Origin of the sequence: Rhizobium sp. Root1220 (genome assembly GCF_001426265.1) — a bacterium.
Lineage (GTDB): Bacteria > Pseudomonadota > Alphaproteobacteria > Rhizobiales > Rhizobiaceae > Rhizobium.
Genome location: NZ_LMDG01000006.1, coordinates 38,470 through 53,486, shown reverse-complemented (window position 1 = coordinate 53,486; position 15,017 = coordinate 38,470). Strand labels below are relative to the sequence as shown.

At 60.2% G+C, this 15,017-nt stretch carries 13 protein-coding genes; 5 read left to right on the top strand and 8 right to left on the bottom strand.

From position 1 onward, the window contains the following. The first annotated feature begins 1 nt into the window (after position 1). Genes ASC90_RS06810 through ASC90_RS06795 form a run of 4 tightly spaced genes read left to right on the top strand, consistent with a single transcriptional unit; the run spans position 2 to position 4,784 of the window. Complete coding sequence (locus ASC90_RS06810) at positions 2 to 931, top strand: alpha/beta hydrolase (RefSeq protein WP_056537300.1); 930 nt, start codon at positions 2 to 4, stop codon at positions 929 to 931. A 14-nt stretch (positions 932 to 945) separates the two neighbouring features. Then, complete coding sequence (locus ASC90_RS06805; protein ID WP_056537297.1) at positions 946 to 1,908, top strand: DMT family transporter; 963 nt, start codon at positions 946 to 948, stop codon at positions 1,906 to 1,908. 18 nt (positions 1,909 to 1,926) lie between these two features. Continuing rightward, a complete protein-coding gene (locus ASC90_RS06800) occupies positions 1,927 to 3,129 on the top strand; it encodes a CaiB/BaiF CoA-transferase family protein (RefSeq protein WP_056537294.1) in 1,203 nt (400 codons plus the stop codon). Next, the gene (locus ASC90_RS06795; RefSeq protein ID WP_056537291.1) at positions 3,126 to 4,784 is read left to right on the top strand and encodes a thiamine pyrophosphate-binding protein; all 1,659 of its coding nucleotides are present in this window, start codon (positions 3,126 to 3,128) and stop codon (positions 4,782 to 4,784) included. Before ASC90_RS06800 ends, ASC90_RS06795 begins: the two co-directional genes overlap by 4 nt. A 39-nt stretch (positions 4,785 to 4,823) precedes the next feature. Here ASC90_RS06795 and ASC90_RS06790 read toward each other — a convergent pair whose 3' ends face one another. The 3 genes from ASC90_RS06790 to ASC90_RS06780 all read right to left on the bottom strand — a co-directional run bounded on the left by ASC90_RS06790 (position 4,824) and on the right by ASC90_RS06780 (position 6,483). Beyond that, positions 4,824 to 5,165, bottom strand: coding sequence for a RidA family protein (locus ASC90_RS06790; protein ID WP_056537288.1), 342 nt, complete (start codon positions 5,163 to 5,165; stop codon positions 4,824 to 4,826). A gap of 70 nt (positions 5,166 to 5,235) precedes the next feature. Continuing rightward, positions 5,236 to 5,574, bottom strand: coding sequence for a TIGR01244 family sulfur transferase (locus ASC90_RS06785; protein ID WP_056537283.1), 339 nt, complete (start codon positions 5,572 to 5,574; stop codon positions 5,236 to 5,238). A gap of 69 nt (positions 5,575 to 5,643) precedes the next feature. Continuing rightward, positions 5,644 to 6,483, bottom strand: coding sequence for a DUF4432 family protein (locus tag ASC90_RS06780; RefSeq protein WP_056537281.1), 840 nt, complete (start codon positions 6,481 to 6,483; stop codon positions 5,644 to 5,646). Between the two features lie 256 nt (positions 6,484 to 6,739). Between ASC90_RS06780 and ASC90_RS06775 the strand changes: the two genes are divergently transcribed. Further along, positions 6,740 to 8,092, top strand: coding sequence for a L,D-transpeptidase (locus ASC90_RS06775; RefSeq protein ID WP_056537278.1), 1,353 nt, complete (start codon positions 6,740 to 6,742; stop codon positions 8,090 to 8,092). Between the two features lie 238 nt (positions 8,093 to 8,330). On the opposite strand, the gene ASC90_RS06770 is transcribed toward ASC90_RS06775, so the two are convergent. The 5 genes from ASC90_RS06770 to ASC90_RS06750 all read right to left on the bottom strand — a co-directional run bounded on the left by ASC90_RS06770 (position 8,331) and on the right by ASC90_RS06750 (position 14,989). After that, complete coding sequence (locus ASC90_RS06770) at positions 8,331 to 9,044, bottom strand: ParA family protein (protein ID WP_056537274.1); 714 nt, start codon at positions 9,042 to 9,044, stop codon at positions 8,331 to 8,333. A 239-nt stretch (positions 9,045 to 9,283) separates the two neighbouring features. Next, complete coding sequence (locus ASC90_RS06765; protein ID WP_056537271.1) at positions 9,284 to 10,435, bottom strand: iron-containing alcohol dehydrogenase; 1,152 nt, start codon at positions 10,433 to 10,435, stop codon at positions 9,284 to 9,286. After that, positions 10,432 to 11,817 (bottom strand): aldehyde dehydrogenase family protein, encoded by a 1,386-nt coding sequence (locus ASC90_RS06760; RefSeq protein WP_056537269.1) that lies wholly within the window; start codon positions 11,815 to 11,817, stop codon positions 10,432 to 10,434. The genes ASC90_RS06765 and ASC90_RS06760 overlap by 4 nt, the downstream gene beginning before the upstream one ends. 107 nt (positions 11,818 to 11,924) lie before the next feature. Then, positions 11,925 to 13,292: a glutamine synthetase family protein gene (locus tag ASC90_RS06755; protein WP_056537267.1), complete on the bottom strand. Its 1,368-nt coding sequence runs from the start codon at positions 13,290 to 13,292 to the stop codon at positions 11,925 to 11,927. Positions 13,293 to 13,441: 149 nt separating this feature from the next. Next, positions 13,442 to 14,989, bottom strand: a complete 1,548-nt coding sequence (locus tag ASC90_RS06750; protein WP_056537265.1) for an amino acid permease — start codon at positions 14,987 to 14,989, stop codon at positions 13,442 to 13,444. Positions 14,990 to 15,017: the final 28 nt, after the last annotated feature.

Below are 15,017 nucleotides of genomic sequence, written 5' to 3'. Positions count from 1 at the left end.
AATGTTCGCAGAAACGCAGCGCCTACAGGCAGCGGAAACCTCGCTTGCCTTTCATCATGAGCCGGCAACAGCTGACGCCGGTGGAATACTCGTCATTTCCCATGGGCTGGCGGAGCATTCGAAACGCTATGCCGGCTTCGCGCACGCCATGTCTGCCCGCGGTTACCATGTCTATGCCCACGATCATCGTGGGCATGGCGAAACAAGCGCCTCCGATGCGCCCATCGGCCAGTTTGCCCGGCGTAACGGTGTAGGCCGGGTGCTCGCTGATGTCGCGGCGATGCGCGACCATGCGGTCCAACAGCATCCCGGCTTGCCCGTCGTTCTGTTCGGTCATTCCATGGGCGGCTTGATCGCGCTCAACGCGGCCGTCACCTACCCCGACAAATTCGACGCCCTCGCGATATGGAACTCCAATTTCAATCCGGGGATCGCCGGTCGGGTGGCGCAGGCACTCCTGTTCGCGGAACGTGCGTTGAAGGGCTCCGATGTGCCAAGTGCGCTCCTGCCGAAGCTGACTTTCGAAACATGGGGCAAGGCGATCACCGATCGCCGCACGGATTTCGACTGGTTGTCGCGCAGCCCCGCCGAAGTGGATAAATACATAGCAGACCCCTTGTGCGGCTTCGACGCTTCCGTGTCCCTCTGGCTCGACCTTTTCGAACTGACTTTCCGGGCGCCGCAGCAGGCACAACTCGCCCGCCTTTCGAACCGAACACCGATCCATCTCGTCGGCGGCGGCAGGGATCCGGCAACAGCCAACGGAAAAGCGATCGTTTGGCTTTCAAAGCATTTGAAAGCGGCGGGCTTCTCTCGTATCACCACACAGATATATCAGGATATGCGCCACGAGACACTCAACGAGATTGGCGCCGACGCAGCCATTTCGGCCTTTGCCGATTGGTGTGACGACGCGATCGCGACGTCCTGAGAAGAAGGACCGCAATGAGCAGCAACAGCAACCATGCCCTCTCCGCGACCGCCTCTTCCGAGGTGATGATGGGCATCATGCTGATGTCCGTGTCTGTTCTCGTGTCGCCGATCATCGACATTTTCTCAAAGCTCGCCATCGCCACCATCCCGTCGGCGGAAATCACCGCCGCACGCTTTGCTGTGCAGGCCCTGTGCATGTTGCCGGTCGTGCTGTGGCGGAAGAATCTGGCCGAGATCACCTGGCGACAGAGCTTTTTCCACGCAATCCGCGGCGCCATCATCACTGTCTCGATGATCTCCTTCGTCACCACGTTGAAATACATGGCGGTGGCAGACGCAATTGCGATCTTCTTTGTCGAACCGATCATCCTGACGATCCTCAGCAGCATCTTCCTCAAGGAAGCGATCGGCTGGCGGCGCTACACGGCTTGCGGCGTCGGCTTCTTCGGCGCCGTCCTGATCATCCAGCCGAGCTTTCAGGAGGTCGGCTACGTCGCGCTGCTGCCCGTCGTCAGCGCGTTCTGCATTGCAATTTCGGCAATGATGAACCGCGCGCTTGCCCAGCGTGAGGATCCCTGGGTCATGCAGTTCCACATGGGGCTTTGGGGACTGCTCATCTGTGCCGTTCTGTTGTTCGTCGGCCACGGAAGCGGCTCTGACATTTTCGACCCGGTCATGCCGGACGGGCGCGCGGCTCTTTATCTTGTGGGCGTCGGCGTGACCGCAGCTATTGCCGGCATCCTCGGCGTCTATGCCTATCGCTCGGCGCCCGCCTCGACACTGGCACCCCTGCAGTATTTCGAGATCGTCTCTGCCACCGCCTTCGCCTGGCTGGTGTTTGGCGACTTCCCGGACGCTCTCAAATGGCTCGGCATCTTCATCATAATGGGATCTGGCTTTTACATCATCTGGCGCGAGCGCCGCTTTGCATCCAGACCGGTATCCGATACATCTCAATCGGCGCGAGCACCCTGATGTGACCGTGGGAGGAACATGACGGAGACCTGGCTCAAAAAGCCGCCACTGACCGGCATTCGTGTGATCGAGCTTGCCCGTGTGCTCGCCGGCCCATGGGCAGGCCAGATGCTTGCCGATCTTGGCGCCGACGTCATCAAGGTTGAAAACCCCGACGGCGGCGACGATACCCGGCAGTGGGGACCGCCCTTCGTTGAAGGCGCCGACGGCGAGAACCTCTCTGCCGCCTATTACCATTCCGCCAATCGCGGGAAGCGCTCCATTACGGCCGACCTGAGGAGCGCACAAGATCAGGCGCTGGTGCGCCGCCTTGTTGCCACGGCCGATGTCGTTGTCGAGAATTTTAAGGTCGGCGGGCTTGTCAAATACGGCCTCGACTACGACAGCTTGAAGACGACCAATCCGAAGCTGGTCTATTGCTCGATCACCGGATTCGGGCAGACCGGTCCCTATGCCAGCCTCGCTGGCTACGATTACATCGTGCAGGGCATGTCCGGGTTCATGTCGATAACGGGCGAGCCTGACGGTCAACCGATGAAGGCAGGCGTCGCGATCGCCGACATCTTTACCGGCATCTACGCCGTCTCGGCCATCGAGGCCGCCCTCATCCACGCGCTGAAAACAGGCGAAGGCCAGTTGGTCGATATGGCGCTGCTTGATGTGCAGTCGGCCGTGCTCGCCAACCAGAACATGAACTACCTGGTTTCGGGCCACGCCCCGACGCGGCTGGGAAACGCCCATCCGAACATCTCACCCTACGAGGTCGTTCCGGCATCCGACGGCTATCTCATTCTCGCGATCGGCAACGACGGCCAGTTCCGTCGGCTTTGTGCCATTCTCGGTCTTGAAACCCTGGCAGATGATGGCCGCTTCTCGACAAACAAGGCCCGCGTCGCCAATCGCGACGAGCTGCGTCGGCTGGTTTCGACCGAAACGCTGAAATGGCAGAAGGCCGACTTGCTCAGTGCCTGCGAGACGAATGCCGTTCCGGCAGGCGCGATCAATACGATCGAGGAGATGTTCGCTGATCCGCAAGTCCGGGCACGCGGCCTGCGCATAGACCTCGAGGACGCGGTCGGCACCGTCATTCCCGGTGTGAGGACGCCGGTGATATTGTCGCAGACACCATTGCGCTACGATCGGCCAAGTCCGCGATTGGGAGAGCATCAGGAGGAGGTTCTGGCGGAACTCGCCGAACTGGAGAGGAAGAAGGCATTATGAAAAGAACCGGCGGGGAACTGATCGTCGAGGCACTCAAAGCGAATGGCGTGAAACGCCTCTCCTGCGTGCCCGGCGAGAGTTTCCTCGCCGTTCTCGACGCGCTATACGACAGCGACATCGATGTGGTCGTCTGCCGCCAGGAAGGTGGTGCGGCGATGATGGCAGATGCATGGGGCCGGCTCACCGGCGAGCCCGGCATCTGCATGGTCACGCGCGGCCCGGGCGCCACGAACGCCTCTGCCGGCCTGCATATCGCTCGGCAGGATTCGATTCCGATGATCCTCTTCATCGGCCAGGTTCAGCGTGACGCGCGCGAGCGGGAGGCATTCCAGGAGGTTGAGTTCCGCCGCGCGTTCACCGAATTCGCCAAATGGGTGGGCGAAATCGACGATGCATCCCGCATCCCCGAGTTCGTCACCCGCGCCTTTGCCGTCGCGACCTCCGGCCGTCCCGGTCCCGTCGTCCTGTCACTGCCAGAGGACATGCTGCGCGACGAGGTCGAGGCCCCGCGTGCCAAGCGTTACGCCCGCGTCGAAGCACATCCCGGCAGCAGCCAGATCGATGACCTCTATCTGCGCTTGCTCAAAGCCGAGCACCCGATGGTCATCCTCGGCGGAACTCGTTGGGATGCCGATGCCGTGGCGGACTTCCAAGGCTTCGCCGATAGATTCAAGCTGCCGGTCGGCTGCTCCTTCCGCCGCCAGATGCTGTTCGATCACCTGCACCCGAGCTACGCCGGCGATGTCGGCATTGGCATCAACCCGACGCTCGCCAAGGAGATCAGGGAGAGCGATCTGCTGATCCTGCTCGGCAGCCGCATGTCGGAAATGCCGTCATCGGGCTACACCCTGATTGACATCCCCTATCCGCAGCAGGAACTCGTTCACATCTACCCCGACCCGTCAGAACTCGGCCACCTCTACCGGCCGGAGCTCGCAATCTGTGCCAGCCCGCAGGATTTCGTCGCCGCCCTTGCCGATCTCGAAGCGCCGACACAGGCACGTTGGGCCGAGCGCACCGAGCGCATGCACCAAGCCTACCTCGCCTGGTCCAAACCACCAGAAACCGGCCCCGGTAATGTCCAAATGGGACCGATCATGGAATGGCTCGAGGAAAACACCCGCGCCGACGCTATCTTCACCAACGGCGCCGGCAACTACTCGACCTGGCTGCACCGTTTCCACCGCTTCCGGCAGTTCAACACGCAGGCCGCCCCCACCTCCGGCTCCATGGGCTACGGCCTGCCCGCTGCTGTGGCTGCCAAGCGGCTATTCCCCGAGCGCGAGGTGATCTGCTTTGCCGGTGATGGCTGTTTCTTGATGCATGGGCAGGAGTTCGCAACGGCCGTACGTTACCGCCTGCCAATCATCTCTATCGTGATCAACAACGGCATCTACGGCACGATCCGCATGCATCAGGAGCGCGAATATCCCGGCCGCGTCAGCGGCACCGATCTCACCAACCCGGATTTCGCAGCGCTTGCCCGTGCCTACGGCGGCCACGGCGAAACGGTGGAGAAAACCGAGGACTTCGCCCCTGCCTTCGAGCGCGCCCGCGCCAGCGGCGTTCCCGCGATCATCGAGGTGAAGTTTGATCCGGAAGCGATTACGCCGACGCGCACGTTGTCGCAGATCGCTCAAACAAAAAGCCGGTGAGCGAACCCACCGGCTCTCCAAATCAAGATGGCGACGAACTTAGAGCGCAGCCGTGACGATGAATTCGACCTTGTACTTCGGCGCAGCGAGCTTGGCTTCGCTGGTTGCACGAGCAGGCGGGTTGGCCGGATCGACCCAGGCTTCCCATGCCGCGTTCATTTCAGCGAAATAAGCAATGTCGGAGAGATAGATGATCGTCTGCAGGATCTTCGACTTGCTGGAGCCCGATGCAGCAAGAAGACGGTCGACTTCAGCAAGCGCAGACTTGCACTGATCCGTGACGCTCTCGCCTTCGCCGACCTGGCCAGCGAGGTAAACGGTATTGCCGTGGATGACTGCGCCGCTCATGCGGGCGCCGACGTCGAGGCGCTTGATGCTCATGATGTTCTCCTTGCTATGAAATGAAAGACGCCGCTCAACGCGCGGCGCCTGATGTGATGATCCGCCGAAACTAGGCGCGGATGTGATGGGTCTTCTGATAGATCGCCGTCGAGCGGGCGCCGGAGCGGCAATAGCCGAGCATCGGGCGCGGAAATTCGTCGAGCGCATCGACCATGCCAGCAACAGCTTCTTCCGTCACACCCATAGTCCCGACCGGAACATGCGCGATCTCCAGACCGAGTTCCTTCGCCCGGGCTTCGATCATCGCAAAAGGCGTCTGGTCCATGCTTTCCTGGTCCGGACGATGGCAGACGATCGACTTGAAGCCCAAAGCCTTGATCTCATCGAGCTCCTCGACTGTGATCTGTCCGGAAACCGAATACTCATCATCGATCGGGCGAATGTCCATCGCAAATCCTCCTGAAATCGTGGGCTGCATGACTACGCCGCGGCATGCGCAGCGTCAACCGAGGATCGCTCAAACGAAAGCAAAGCTGAGTCCATACTGACGGCTCTCGCCGGGCTTGAGCATGACGAATTCACCACTTGCCTCGAGTTCCGAACGCGATACCCAGCGATGGGACACCGGCTCGATCCCCAGCACATCCACGGGCGCCTTCTGGTTCCGCCACACCTGCAGATACGGCAGTGTCTCGGCCAGCACGCGCACCCGCAATGTTTTGCCCGCGATTGCCGCGATCGGTCCAAGACGAACTTCGGTAAAGTCGTTTTCACTCGCCGGCGCTTCCACACAGAAAATGCCACCCGGCTCTTCGCCAAAACTCCAGGGGAACCCTCCCCCAGCGAGCATGCCGCCCTCGAGCCGCGCGCCGGCGTCGAGCCATTTTCCGCCGATGTTCATGTGGTACATCAAAAAGGTGGGCACCACCTGATCGCTGGTATTGATCACCTTGTCCTTGAGATGAGCCTCGCCGGTGCGTCCGTCGATGAACCAATGGCGCTCGATCCGCGCCGGCAGCCCCTGCACTGTCGTCAGGTCGATATCTGCGCGGCACTCGGCGTTGCCGTCCACGAATTTCGTCCAGAGAACCTTCGCTGCGTGCCCCGGTGCCGAGCCATGCAACGGATAAACCTTGCCGTCGTCCCGCCCGGCTATCGGCTCCCGATGACGGATATGGTCAGGGCCGCACGTGAAAAGGAAGCCCTCGACCGAGTGCGAGATGCGCAGGTCACCGTCATCGGGGACAGCCTTCTTGGGCGCAATGTCAACGCCCTCGACGACGCACCCGCCGATATCCATCAACGATGCTTCATCCAGCATGAGACGCGGCCCAGTGGCGGCGACAAACTCGATCATAGTCTCGCTTCTCCCATTTTTGTCGGCGGCCGTAGCGTTAGGTTTGGCGTAGCATTTCGTCAATCGCCCATGCGCTTCGGGCGGACCACGAAGCGGGGCTGCAATTTCGTTGGAACCACTTCGCCATCCCAAATGTTTATGGCTAAAGGAGAAATCACAATATTTTTATATTTTATTCAGCACGATCTCATAAATTCCACACTAGCGTCAAAATTCGCAGGTGTGTGTCGAACAGGTCACTGAAGGGTATGAAGACGTGAATCGCTTTGTAAAATCGGGGTTGTCTTGTGCGGTTCTGCTTGCGGCTTTTGCTGCGTCGGTATCGATGGCGGGTGCCCAGCAGGTTTACGGCCATCGACAGTTCGGTATCGTCTTCGTGACGCCCGATGGTGATATTCTCGATTATGTCCCGTCGGGATCGGCCTATGCGCGCGACCGAAGCGGCAATCGGGTCCTCGTCGATTCCTATGGCAATATCGTTGCCACCGAGATGCGTGCGCGCGGCTACTATCCGAGACCACCGTCGCGGGCCGACAATGGCGACACATACTACGGCGACGATCCCTACGGCGACTCGCGCTACGCGGAACGTGGTGCGGTGACCGGCTCGATCCCGCATGGCGGCGCCGTTGATCGCCAGCCGCTCGACGACCAGGGCTTCCCGCCCGCTCCGGACGACTATGCCTCTATAGACCCCTACCAGCAAGCGCCGGAGATGGTTCAGCCAAAGCCTCCTTCGGAACCGGCCATAACACTCAAGAACAAGTCCAAGACTGAGATCGTTGCCCTGCAGGTGTTCCTCGACCGCTCAGGCATATCCCCCGGCGCGATCGATGGCCACATGGGCTCGAATGTAACAAAGGCAATCTACGCCTATCAGCAGATGACAGGCGAGACCCTTGATCCTAACAATACCGACGCAATTCTTGAACAGTTGCGAATGAACGGGGGCTTGCCGGTCATCGGCTACACGATCACGCCAGCGGATGCAGCGGGGCCTTATGTGGCGGAAATTCCCGAGGATTACGCTCACAAGGCCGCTTTGTCGTCGCTTGCCTACACATCCACGACGGAAATGCTGGCGGAGCGCTTCCACATGGACGAAGGCTTCCTGAAGGAGATCAATCCGGGCGTGGATTTCACGGTTCCCGGCACGATCGTCAAAGTGATCAACCCCGGTCAACCAAAGACCGGTGCGGTTGCCCGTATCATTGCCGACAAGGGAAAAAAGCAGATCTTCGCCTATGACAATGCAGGCAACCTGATTGCCGCCTACCCGGCCTCTATCGGCTCCACCGACACCCCCTCACCGTCGGGCACCGTGACTGTCGAGCGCGTTGCCTTCAATCCGGGCTACACCTACAACCCGAAGATCAATTTCCAACAGGGCGCCAACGACAAAATCCTGAATATCCCGCCAGGGCCGAACGGTCCCGTTGGAACGGTCTGGATGGCGCTTTCGAAGCCGACCTACGGCATTCACGGGACGCCGGAACCCTCGAAGATCGGCCGCACACAGAGCCACGGCTGCATCCGCCTGACGAACTGGGACGCTACGGAACTCGCCAAGATGGTGAAGCCCGGTGTCACTGTGGAGTTCGCCGATTGAGGCAAGCCTAACCCTCGTCATCAACTCAACCTGCGGACGGCGGAATTCGGTTCGGGTAGGACCGCTTATGGCAAGAAGGTTCTCGTCGATGACAGCACCCCGCCCGGCCTGACATATCAGGTCGGGCACGGCAGAAACGGCACCGGAATTCCATGCCAGAGAGAATGCATCGCCAGGCCGTCCTGACAAAGCAAAAGCGCCGCGAAACAGCCGCGGCGCTTCTTTCAATTCGCAGGATTTAGGCCGCGTCACGCATCAGCAGACCGGAGAGGCGTACCGCAACCGGAAGCTTCACGGGTAACTTGAGCATCATTTCCTCGACAAAACAGAGCGCGTTCTCACGCGCCTTGTCAAGGTTGCTGACGCGGCTCGGATCCATGGAATGCAACGTGCCACCGCAATCGAACAGATCCCGGAAAGCCGAACGTTCGATGATGGCGGTGTCGAGAACCGGTACGTGGCGTTCGCTGAGCAGCGACTTGACGAGGGAAAGCGCACGGGTCGTCACCATGGAGTTGACGCGTGTCAGGACGACGGAATGCGCGATCTTAATGCCTGCCTTCTCGTCGAGATATTGCAACAGCTCAAGAACCTGCGCGCCGCCGCGCGCGTCCATCGCGCATCCCTGTATGGGGATAAGCACGTGGTCGGAGAGGCCGATCGCCGTGGCGAGGAGCGGATTTCGCGCACCCGGCAGGTCGACGATAAAGTAATCGGTATTCTGTTTGTTTTCGGAGATGTGCAGTGGCAGCGATGCAGAAGTCACAAAATCGATCACCGAAACATTGGGAACATCGCCGGAGATTTCATGCCATCGCGAAATCCAGTGCTGCGGATCGGCATCGAGGATCGTTACCCGGTAACCCTTGTGCGCGAGCTCGGTGGCGAGAAGCAGAACCGCCGTTGTCTTGCCGGCTCCACCCTTGGTGTTTGCAAATGTGATGACTGGCATGTTCGATCCTCGAAGGGAGATGTCGCGAGCCTGTTGTGGCTCTGTCGCACACTGTCAAAATCATCGTGCGTTAACCCATCCTTTCCAAACATGGTTAACAATATCTAAACATGGCCACCGAAATTGCGGCTGACATTTCTTGCAGCCCCGCGAAAATCGAAGAAGCGTGTGCATTCCAGAAACAAAAAAGCCCGGAAAGCCAGAGCTTTCCGGGCGAGTTTTCAGGTCCGCCTTTTGTCTCAGAAGCAATCCTTGAAAAGCATCTTGGTGTTCTCAAGTGTTAACGCCACCGGGTTGCCGCCGGCGCTTGGGTCCTCGATGGCCATCGCCGAAAGCTCGTCGATGCGATCGGGGGTGATTCCCATTGCCGACAGATTCTGCGGTACGCCAAGCTCGGCGCGCAGCCGCAGCACATAATCATAGAAACCGTCGAAACCGCCGGAGATGCCGAGATAGGCCGCCGCCCGCGCGATCTTGTCTTCGATCGCCGAACGGTTGAAGCGAAGTACTGCCGGCATGACGACAGCATTGGTCATGCCGTGGTGGGTGTTGTAGACGGCACCGATGGGATGCGACAACGCGTGGATGGCGCCGAGTCCCTTCTGGAATGCGACCGCGCCCATGGCGGCGGCTGCCATCATGTTGGCGCGGGCTTCAAGATCCGTGCCTTCCTTGTAGGCGCGCGGCAGGTATTCCTTGACCAGCCGCATGCCCTCCAGCGCGATACCGGCAGACATAGGATGGAAGAATGGCGAGGAATAGGCTTCCAGGCAATGCGCGAAGGCATCCATGCCGGTGCCCGCCGTGATGACCTTGGGCATCCCGACCGTCAGTTCCGGATCAGCGATGACGACACCCGGCAGGAACTTCGGATGGAAGATGATCTTCTTCACATGCGTTTCGGAATTGGTGATGACGCTGGCGCGGCCGACTTCCGAGCCGGTGCCCGCCGTCGTCGGCACGGCCACGATCGGCGCGATGCCCTCAACGCTCGCCCGTGTCCACCAATCGCCAATATCCTCGAAGTCCCAGACAGGCCGGGTTTGGCCGGCCATGAAGGCCACGCACTTGCCGAGATCGAGGCCCGAACCGCCGCCGAAGGCGACCACGCCATCGTGGCCGCCATCCTTGAACGCCTTGACGCCCGCGTCGAGGTTCTTTTCATTCGGATTCGGATCGACGTCGGCGAAGATCGCACGGCCGAGACCGGCATCTTCAAGGATGTCGAGCGCGGTCTTGGTGATCGCCATCGACGCAACGCCGCGATCGGTGATCAGCAACGGTTTCTTGATGCCGAGGCTCTTGCAGGCATCCGCCAGTTCCTTGATGCGGCCACGGCCGAGCTTGAAGGCGGTCGGATAGCTCCAGTTGGCTGTGATGTTGCTGCTCATGCTGTGACTTTCTTCAGATGGTAGGATTTCGGACGCGTCAGGTTCTGGAAGCCGATGATCGACAGCGAGCCACCACGGCCGGTTTCCTTGACACCGGTCCAGCACAGCGCCGGATCGAGATAGTCCGCGCGGTTCATGAACACAGTGCCGGTTTCGATCTCGCGACCAAGCCGCCCTGCCCGTTCCGCATCTTGCGTCCAGAGCGATGCCGTCAGCCCATACTGGCTGTCGTTCATCAGGGCGATTGCCTCGTCGTCACTCTTCACCTTCATGATCCCGACGGCCGGACCGAAGGTTTCTTCGCGCATGAAGGCCATCGAGTGGTCGACGTTGACGAGGATTTGTGGGGCCAGATAGGCGCCGCCATCGTCCTGCGGGAACAGCTTGGAATCGACCAGAGCCTTAGCACCCTTGGAGACGGCATCGGCGATCTGCTCGCGCACGACCTTGGCGAAGCGCTTGTGAGCCATCGGCCCGAGCGAGGTTTCCGGATCGAGCGGATTGCCGAGCTTGTAGTTCGATACCCAGGCGACCGACTTCTCGACGAAGCTGTCGTAGAGCGATTCATGCACGTAGATGCGCTCGATGCCGCAGCAGCACTGGCCGGAATTGTAGGTCGCGCCGTCCATCAGCGTATCGACAGCCGCATCGAGGTCGGCATCTCCCATGACGTAGCCCGGATCCTTGCCGCCAAGCTCGAGACCAAGCCCGGTAAACGTGCCGGCCGCCGCACGCTCCATCGAGCGTCCGCCTTCGACCGAACCGGTGAAGTTGACGAAATTGAAGCTGCCGGCGGCGATCAGCGCCGATGTCGTCTCGTGATCGAGGAACACGTTCTGGAAAACATCTTCGGGAACACCCGCCTCGACGAAGGCCTGAACCAGCCGCTCGCCGACCACAAGGGTCTGCGAAGCATGCTTGAGAACAACCGTATTGCCAGCCATCAGCGCCGGCGCGATCGTATTGATCGCTGTCATGTAGGGATAGTTCCACGGCGCCACGACGAAGACCACACCATGGGCCTCGCGCTCGATGCGGCGCTCGAACTTGTCGCTTTCCTCGACAACAAGCGGCGCCAGCGCATCGGCTGCGATCGAGGCGACGTAGTTGGATCGCTCGTTGAAGCCCTTGTACTCGCCTCCGTAGCGGATCGGTCGGCCCATCTGCCAGGCAAGCTCCGGCACGACGACATCGGACATCTCGTTCAACCGCGCGGCGCCCTTCAGCACCAACTGAACGCGGTCCTCGAGCGGCCGCTTCGCCCAGGACTTCTGCGCCTTGCGTGCACGCGCCACGACTTCCTTCGCGGCGTCCAGCGACAGTGCCGGACGCTCGGCGTAGACCGATCCATCGATCGGCGAAATGCATTGGATCATTCCCATGATCACCTTCCTATCTTTTCGCGAGCCGAAACCGGCCGCACCCTGCAAACAATCTCGCAAGATATGGAGATCGTATGACGGGATGCGGACGCTCTTGGCTACGCCTATTATGCTCTTTCGAAACCGCGCGCCACTTCCCAGTCGGTGATGCGACGATCGTACTCTTCCTGCTCCCATTCGGCAGCGCGGGTGTAGTGATCGATGACGTCATCGCCGAAGGCGTTGCGCAGCATCTTCGACTTGGTCATCGTCGTCGTCGCAGCCCGCAACGTCCGCGGAATTTCCCGAACGCGTCGTGCGCCGTAGGCGTCGCCGACGAACGGTGCTTCGAGTTCCATCTTGTTCTCGATGCCATTGATGCCTGCGGCGAGCAGCGCGGCGAAAGCGAGATACGGATTAAGGTCGGAGCCGCCGACGCGGCACTCGATACGGATCGCCTTGGTGCCATCGCCGCACAGACGGTAGCCGGCAGTGCGGTTGTCCTTGCTCCAGATCGCCTTGGTCGGCGCGAATGTCCCGGCCATGAAGCGCTTGTAAGAATTGATATAGGGCGCCAGAAAATAGGTGATTTCGCTGGCATGCGCGAGAAGGCCGGCAATGTAGTTTTCCATCAGCGGCGACATGCCGTATTTGCCATTGTCGTCGGCAAACAACGAGGTCTTGCCGTCCGCGCTCCAAAGCGACTGATGGACATGCGACGAACTGCCCGCGGCATTGTAGTGCCACTTTGCTAGAAACGTGATTGCCTTGCCCTTCGACCAGGCAATCTCCTTGCAGCCGTTCTTGATGATAGCATGACGATCGGCCATGGTGAGTGCATCGGCATAGCGAACGTTGATTTCCTCCTGGCCGGCGGACGCCTCGCCCTTGGAATTCTCAACGGGAATGCCCGCGCCCTGAAGCCCGGTACGGATCGCCCGCATGACCTCCTCTTCCTTGGTCGTCTGGAAGATGTGGTAGTCCTCGTTGTAGGCGCTGGCGAGTTTCAGGTTCCGGTAGCCGGACGTGTGCGCGGATTCATAGGTCTGATCGAACAGGAAGAATTCCAGCTCCGAAGCCATGAAGGCCTTCATGCCCATGTCCTCGAGCCGCTTGACCTGCTTCTTCAGAATCGCGCGCGGCGAATGCGGCACTTCTTCATGGGTGTGGTGGTCAAGCAGGTCGCAGAGCACAAGCGCCGTACCCTCTAGCCATGGAATGCGGCGCAGCGTCGAAAGGTCCGGCTTCATGGTATAATCGCCATAGCCCTTTTCCCAGCTCGTCGCCTTGTAGCCGGAGACGGTTTCCATCTCCATGTCGGTGGCAACGAGATAGTTGCAGCTATGCGTTTCCTTCCACGCGCTCTCGAGGAAGTATTCGGCCTGGAAGCGCTTGCCCATCAAGCGGCCCTGCATGTCCACCTGGCATGCCAGAACCGTATCGATGCGCCCGTCAGCAACATCCTGCTTGAGATCGTCGAGAGTATAGATGCTCATATTGAATCCGCCTGAATCTTGAACTGGAAAATATCGGGCCAACGAAAGGGCATGCGTGAAACTCACCAGCTTCCCCCGATGCGTTTTCGTTGATCCGGGAAACGGGGCCGCGATGGCGGCCCCGCGGTTTTACAGAAGTGAGCTCGAGCCTAGCCTTCGCCAACGGCTTTCTCGGCAGCTGCAATCTCTGCTTGCCGACGTGCGACCTCATCGCCGATCGGCGGACCCTTGAAGCGACGGCTTTCGAAGCCGAACCACACGATCGCCGTCAGCACCAGGAAGCCCACGGTGATGTATAGCGCCCACTCGTTCGGCGGCTGAACGCCGAGCACGAAGATCAGGATCATCGCAAGTATCGAGAGAACCGAGAACAGCTTGAACATCCCTTCGCCGATGTTCCACGGACCCATCTTATCCCACTTCGACGTACCCCACGCGAAAAGGCCGAGCGTGATCGGGATCGCGAAAGAGAAGAACAGGAAGATGACCGTGCACGACACGACGATCGTGTAAACCGGCGTATCACCGATAGAGACGAGCGACGAACCCCAGACGAACAGAACCGCGAGGATCGAACCCGTCCAGATCGCAGCAACCGGCGTACGATACTTCGGGCTGACCTTGGCCAGCGCCTTGGATGCCGGCAGGCCACCGTCACGCGAGAAGGCGAAGATCATGCGCGAAACCGAGGTGACGGTCGCCAGGCCGCACAACCACTGGCTGACCAGGATCGCGAAATAGAGCAGATCCTTGACGACAGGATTGACCTGGCTGTCCATCGCCCAGAAGAACACGTTCCAGCCCTGCTTGGCGGCATCGTCCATGCTTGGCAGCATCATGACGAACGAGCAAAGCATGATGTAGCCGAAGAGCGCCGACCACAGCACGGACGAAACCATGCCGCGCGGCACGGAATGAGCGGCTTTCACCGTTTCCTCCGACGTATGGGCCGACGCGTCGTAGCCGGTGATGGTGTAGATCGGCAGCAGCAGACCGAGCAGGAACACCCAGGCGCCCGACGTTTCCGGCCAGACGTTGCCGCCCGCTTCGCCGGAATAGTTGGCGAAGGTGAAGAGACGTGCAAAATCGTAGGACGGCGCGGCCAGCAAGCAGACCGCGGCCAGAACGATAGCCGTTGCGAAGATCAGATAACCCGAAAAATCGGTGAGTTTCGCAGTCAGACCGATCCCCATGTGGTTCACGAGCGCCTGCGCGCCGGTGATGATCACCAGGAAGATGATACGGACGGTCGTGGTGTCCGCGAGCCCGAAATAGGTCGTGCCGAAGGAGCCCATGAAGAAGTAGTAGGTACCGACGTTGATGGCGCCGAGAACTGTGACAAGGCCGAGCAGGTTAAACCAGGCGGTCACCCAGCCGGTAAAGCGATTGCCGAGGATCGACCCCCAGTGGTAGAGGCCGCCAGCCGTCGGGTAAGCCGAGCTGATCTGAGCCATCGCCACGGCAAACACCAGCGAGACGAAGCAACCGAGCGGCCAGCCGATGCCGATCGCCGCACCGCCGGCGCCGGCGGTCGCCTGTGCCAGCGAGTTGATCCCGCCGGAAAGGATGCAAATGATGGAAAACGAGACAGCAAAGTTCGAGAACGAGCTCATGCGTCGTTCCAGCTCCTGAGCATAGCCCATGGAGTGTAGGACATGCACATCCTGTTTCTTGTCGAGTTCCGAGTAATCGGACATGACTTCCCCCTGTTTAGCGATCAGCCGC

What these genes read in the sequence shown, in the direction of transcription:
- ASC90_RS06765 (WP_056537271.1), bottom strand. Translation starts at nt 10,435, where the DNA reads ATGAGCAGCAACATCACAGCCAACTGGAGCTATCCGACCGCCTTCAAG.
- ASC90_RS06790 (WP_056537288.1), bottom strand. Translation starts at nt 5,165, where the DNA reads ATGAGCATCAAGCGCCTCGACGTCGGCGCCCGCATGAGCGGCGCAGTC.
- ASC90_RS06750 (WP_056537265.1), bottom strand. Translation starts at nt 14,989, where the DNA reads ATGTCCGATTACTCGGAACTCGACAAGAAACAGGATGTGCATGTCCTA.
- ASC90_RS06805 (WP_056537297.1), top strand. Translation starts at nt 946, where the DNA reads ATGAGCAGCAACAGCAACCATGCCCTCTCCGCGACCGCCTCTTCCGAG.
- ASC90_RS06760 (WP_056537269.1), bottom strand. Translation starts at nt 11,817, where the DNA reads ATGGGAATGATCCAATGCATTTCGCCGATCGATGGATCGGTCTACGCC.
- ASC90_RS06780 (WP_056537281.1), bottom strand. Translation starts at nt 6,483, where the DNA reads ATGATCGAGTTTGTCGCCGCCACTGGGCCGCGTCTCATGCTGGATGAA.
- ASC90_RS06785 (WP_056537283.1), bottom strand. Translation starts at nt 5,574, where the DNA reads ATGGACATTCGCCCGATCGATGATGAGTATTCGGTTTCCGGACAGATC.
- ASC90_RS06795 (WP_056537291.1), top strand. Translation starts at nt 3,126, where the DNA reads ATGAAAAGAACCGGCGGGGAACTGATCGTCGAGGCACTCAAAGCGAAT.
- ASC90_RS06810 (WP_056537300.1), top strand. Translation starts at nt 2, where the DNA reads ATGTTCGCAGAAACGCAGCGCCTACAGGCAGCGGAAACCTCGCTTGCC.
- ASC90_RS06800 (WP_056537294.1), top strand. Translation starts at nt 1,927, where the DNA reads ATGACGGAGACCTGGCTCAAAAAGCCGCCACTGACCGGCATTCGTGTG.
- ASC90_RS06755 (WP_056537267.1), bottom strand. Translation starts at nt 13,292, where the DNA reads ATGAGCATCTATACTCTCGACGATCTCAAGCAGGATGTTGCTGACGGG.
- ASC90_RS06770 (WP_056537274.1), bottom strand. Translation starts at nt 9,044, where the DNA reads ATGCCAGTCATCACATTTGCAAACACCAAGGGTGGAGCCGGCAAGACA.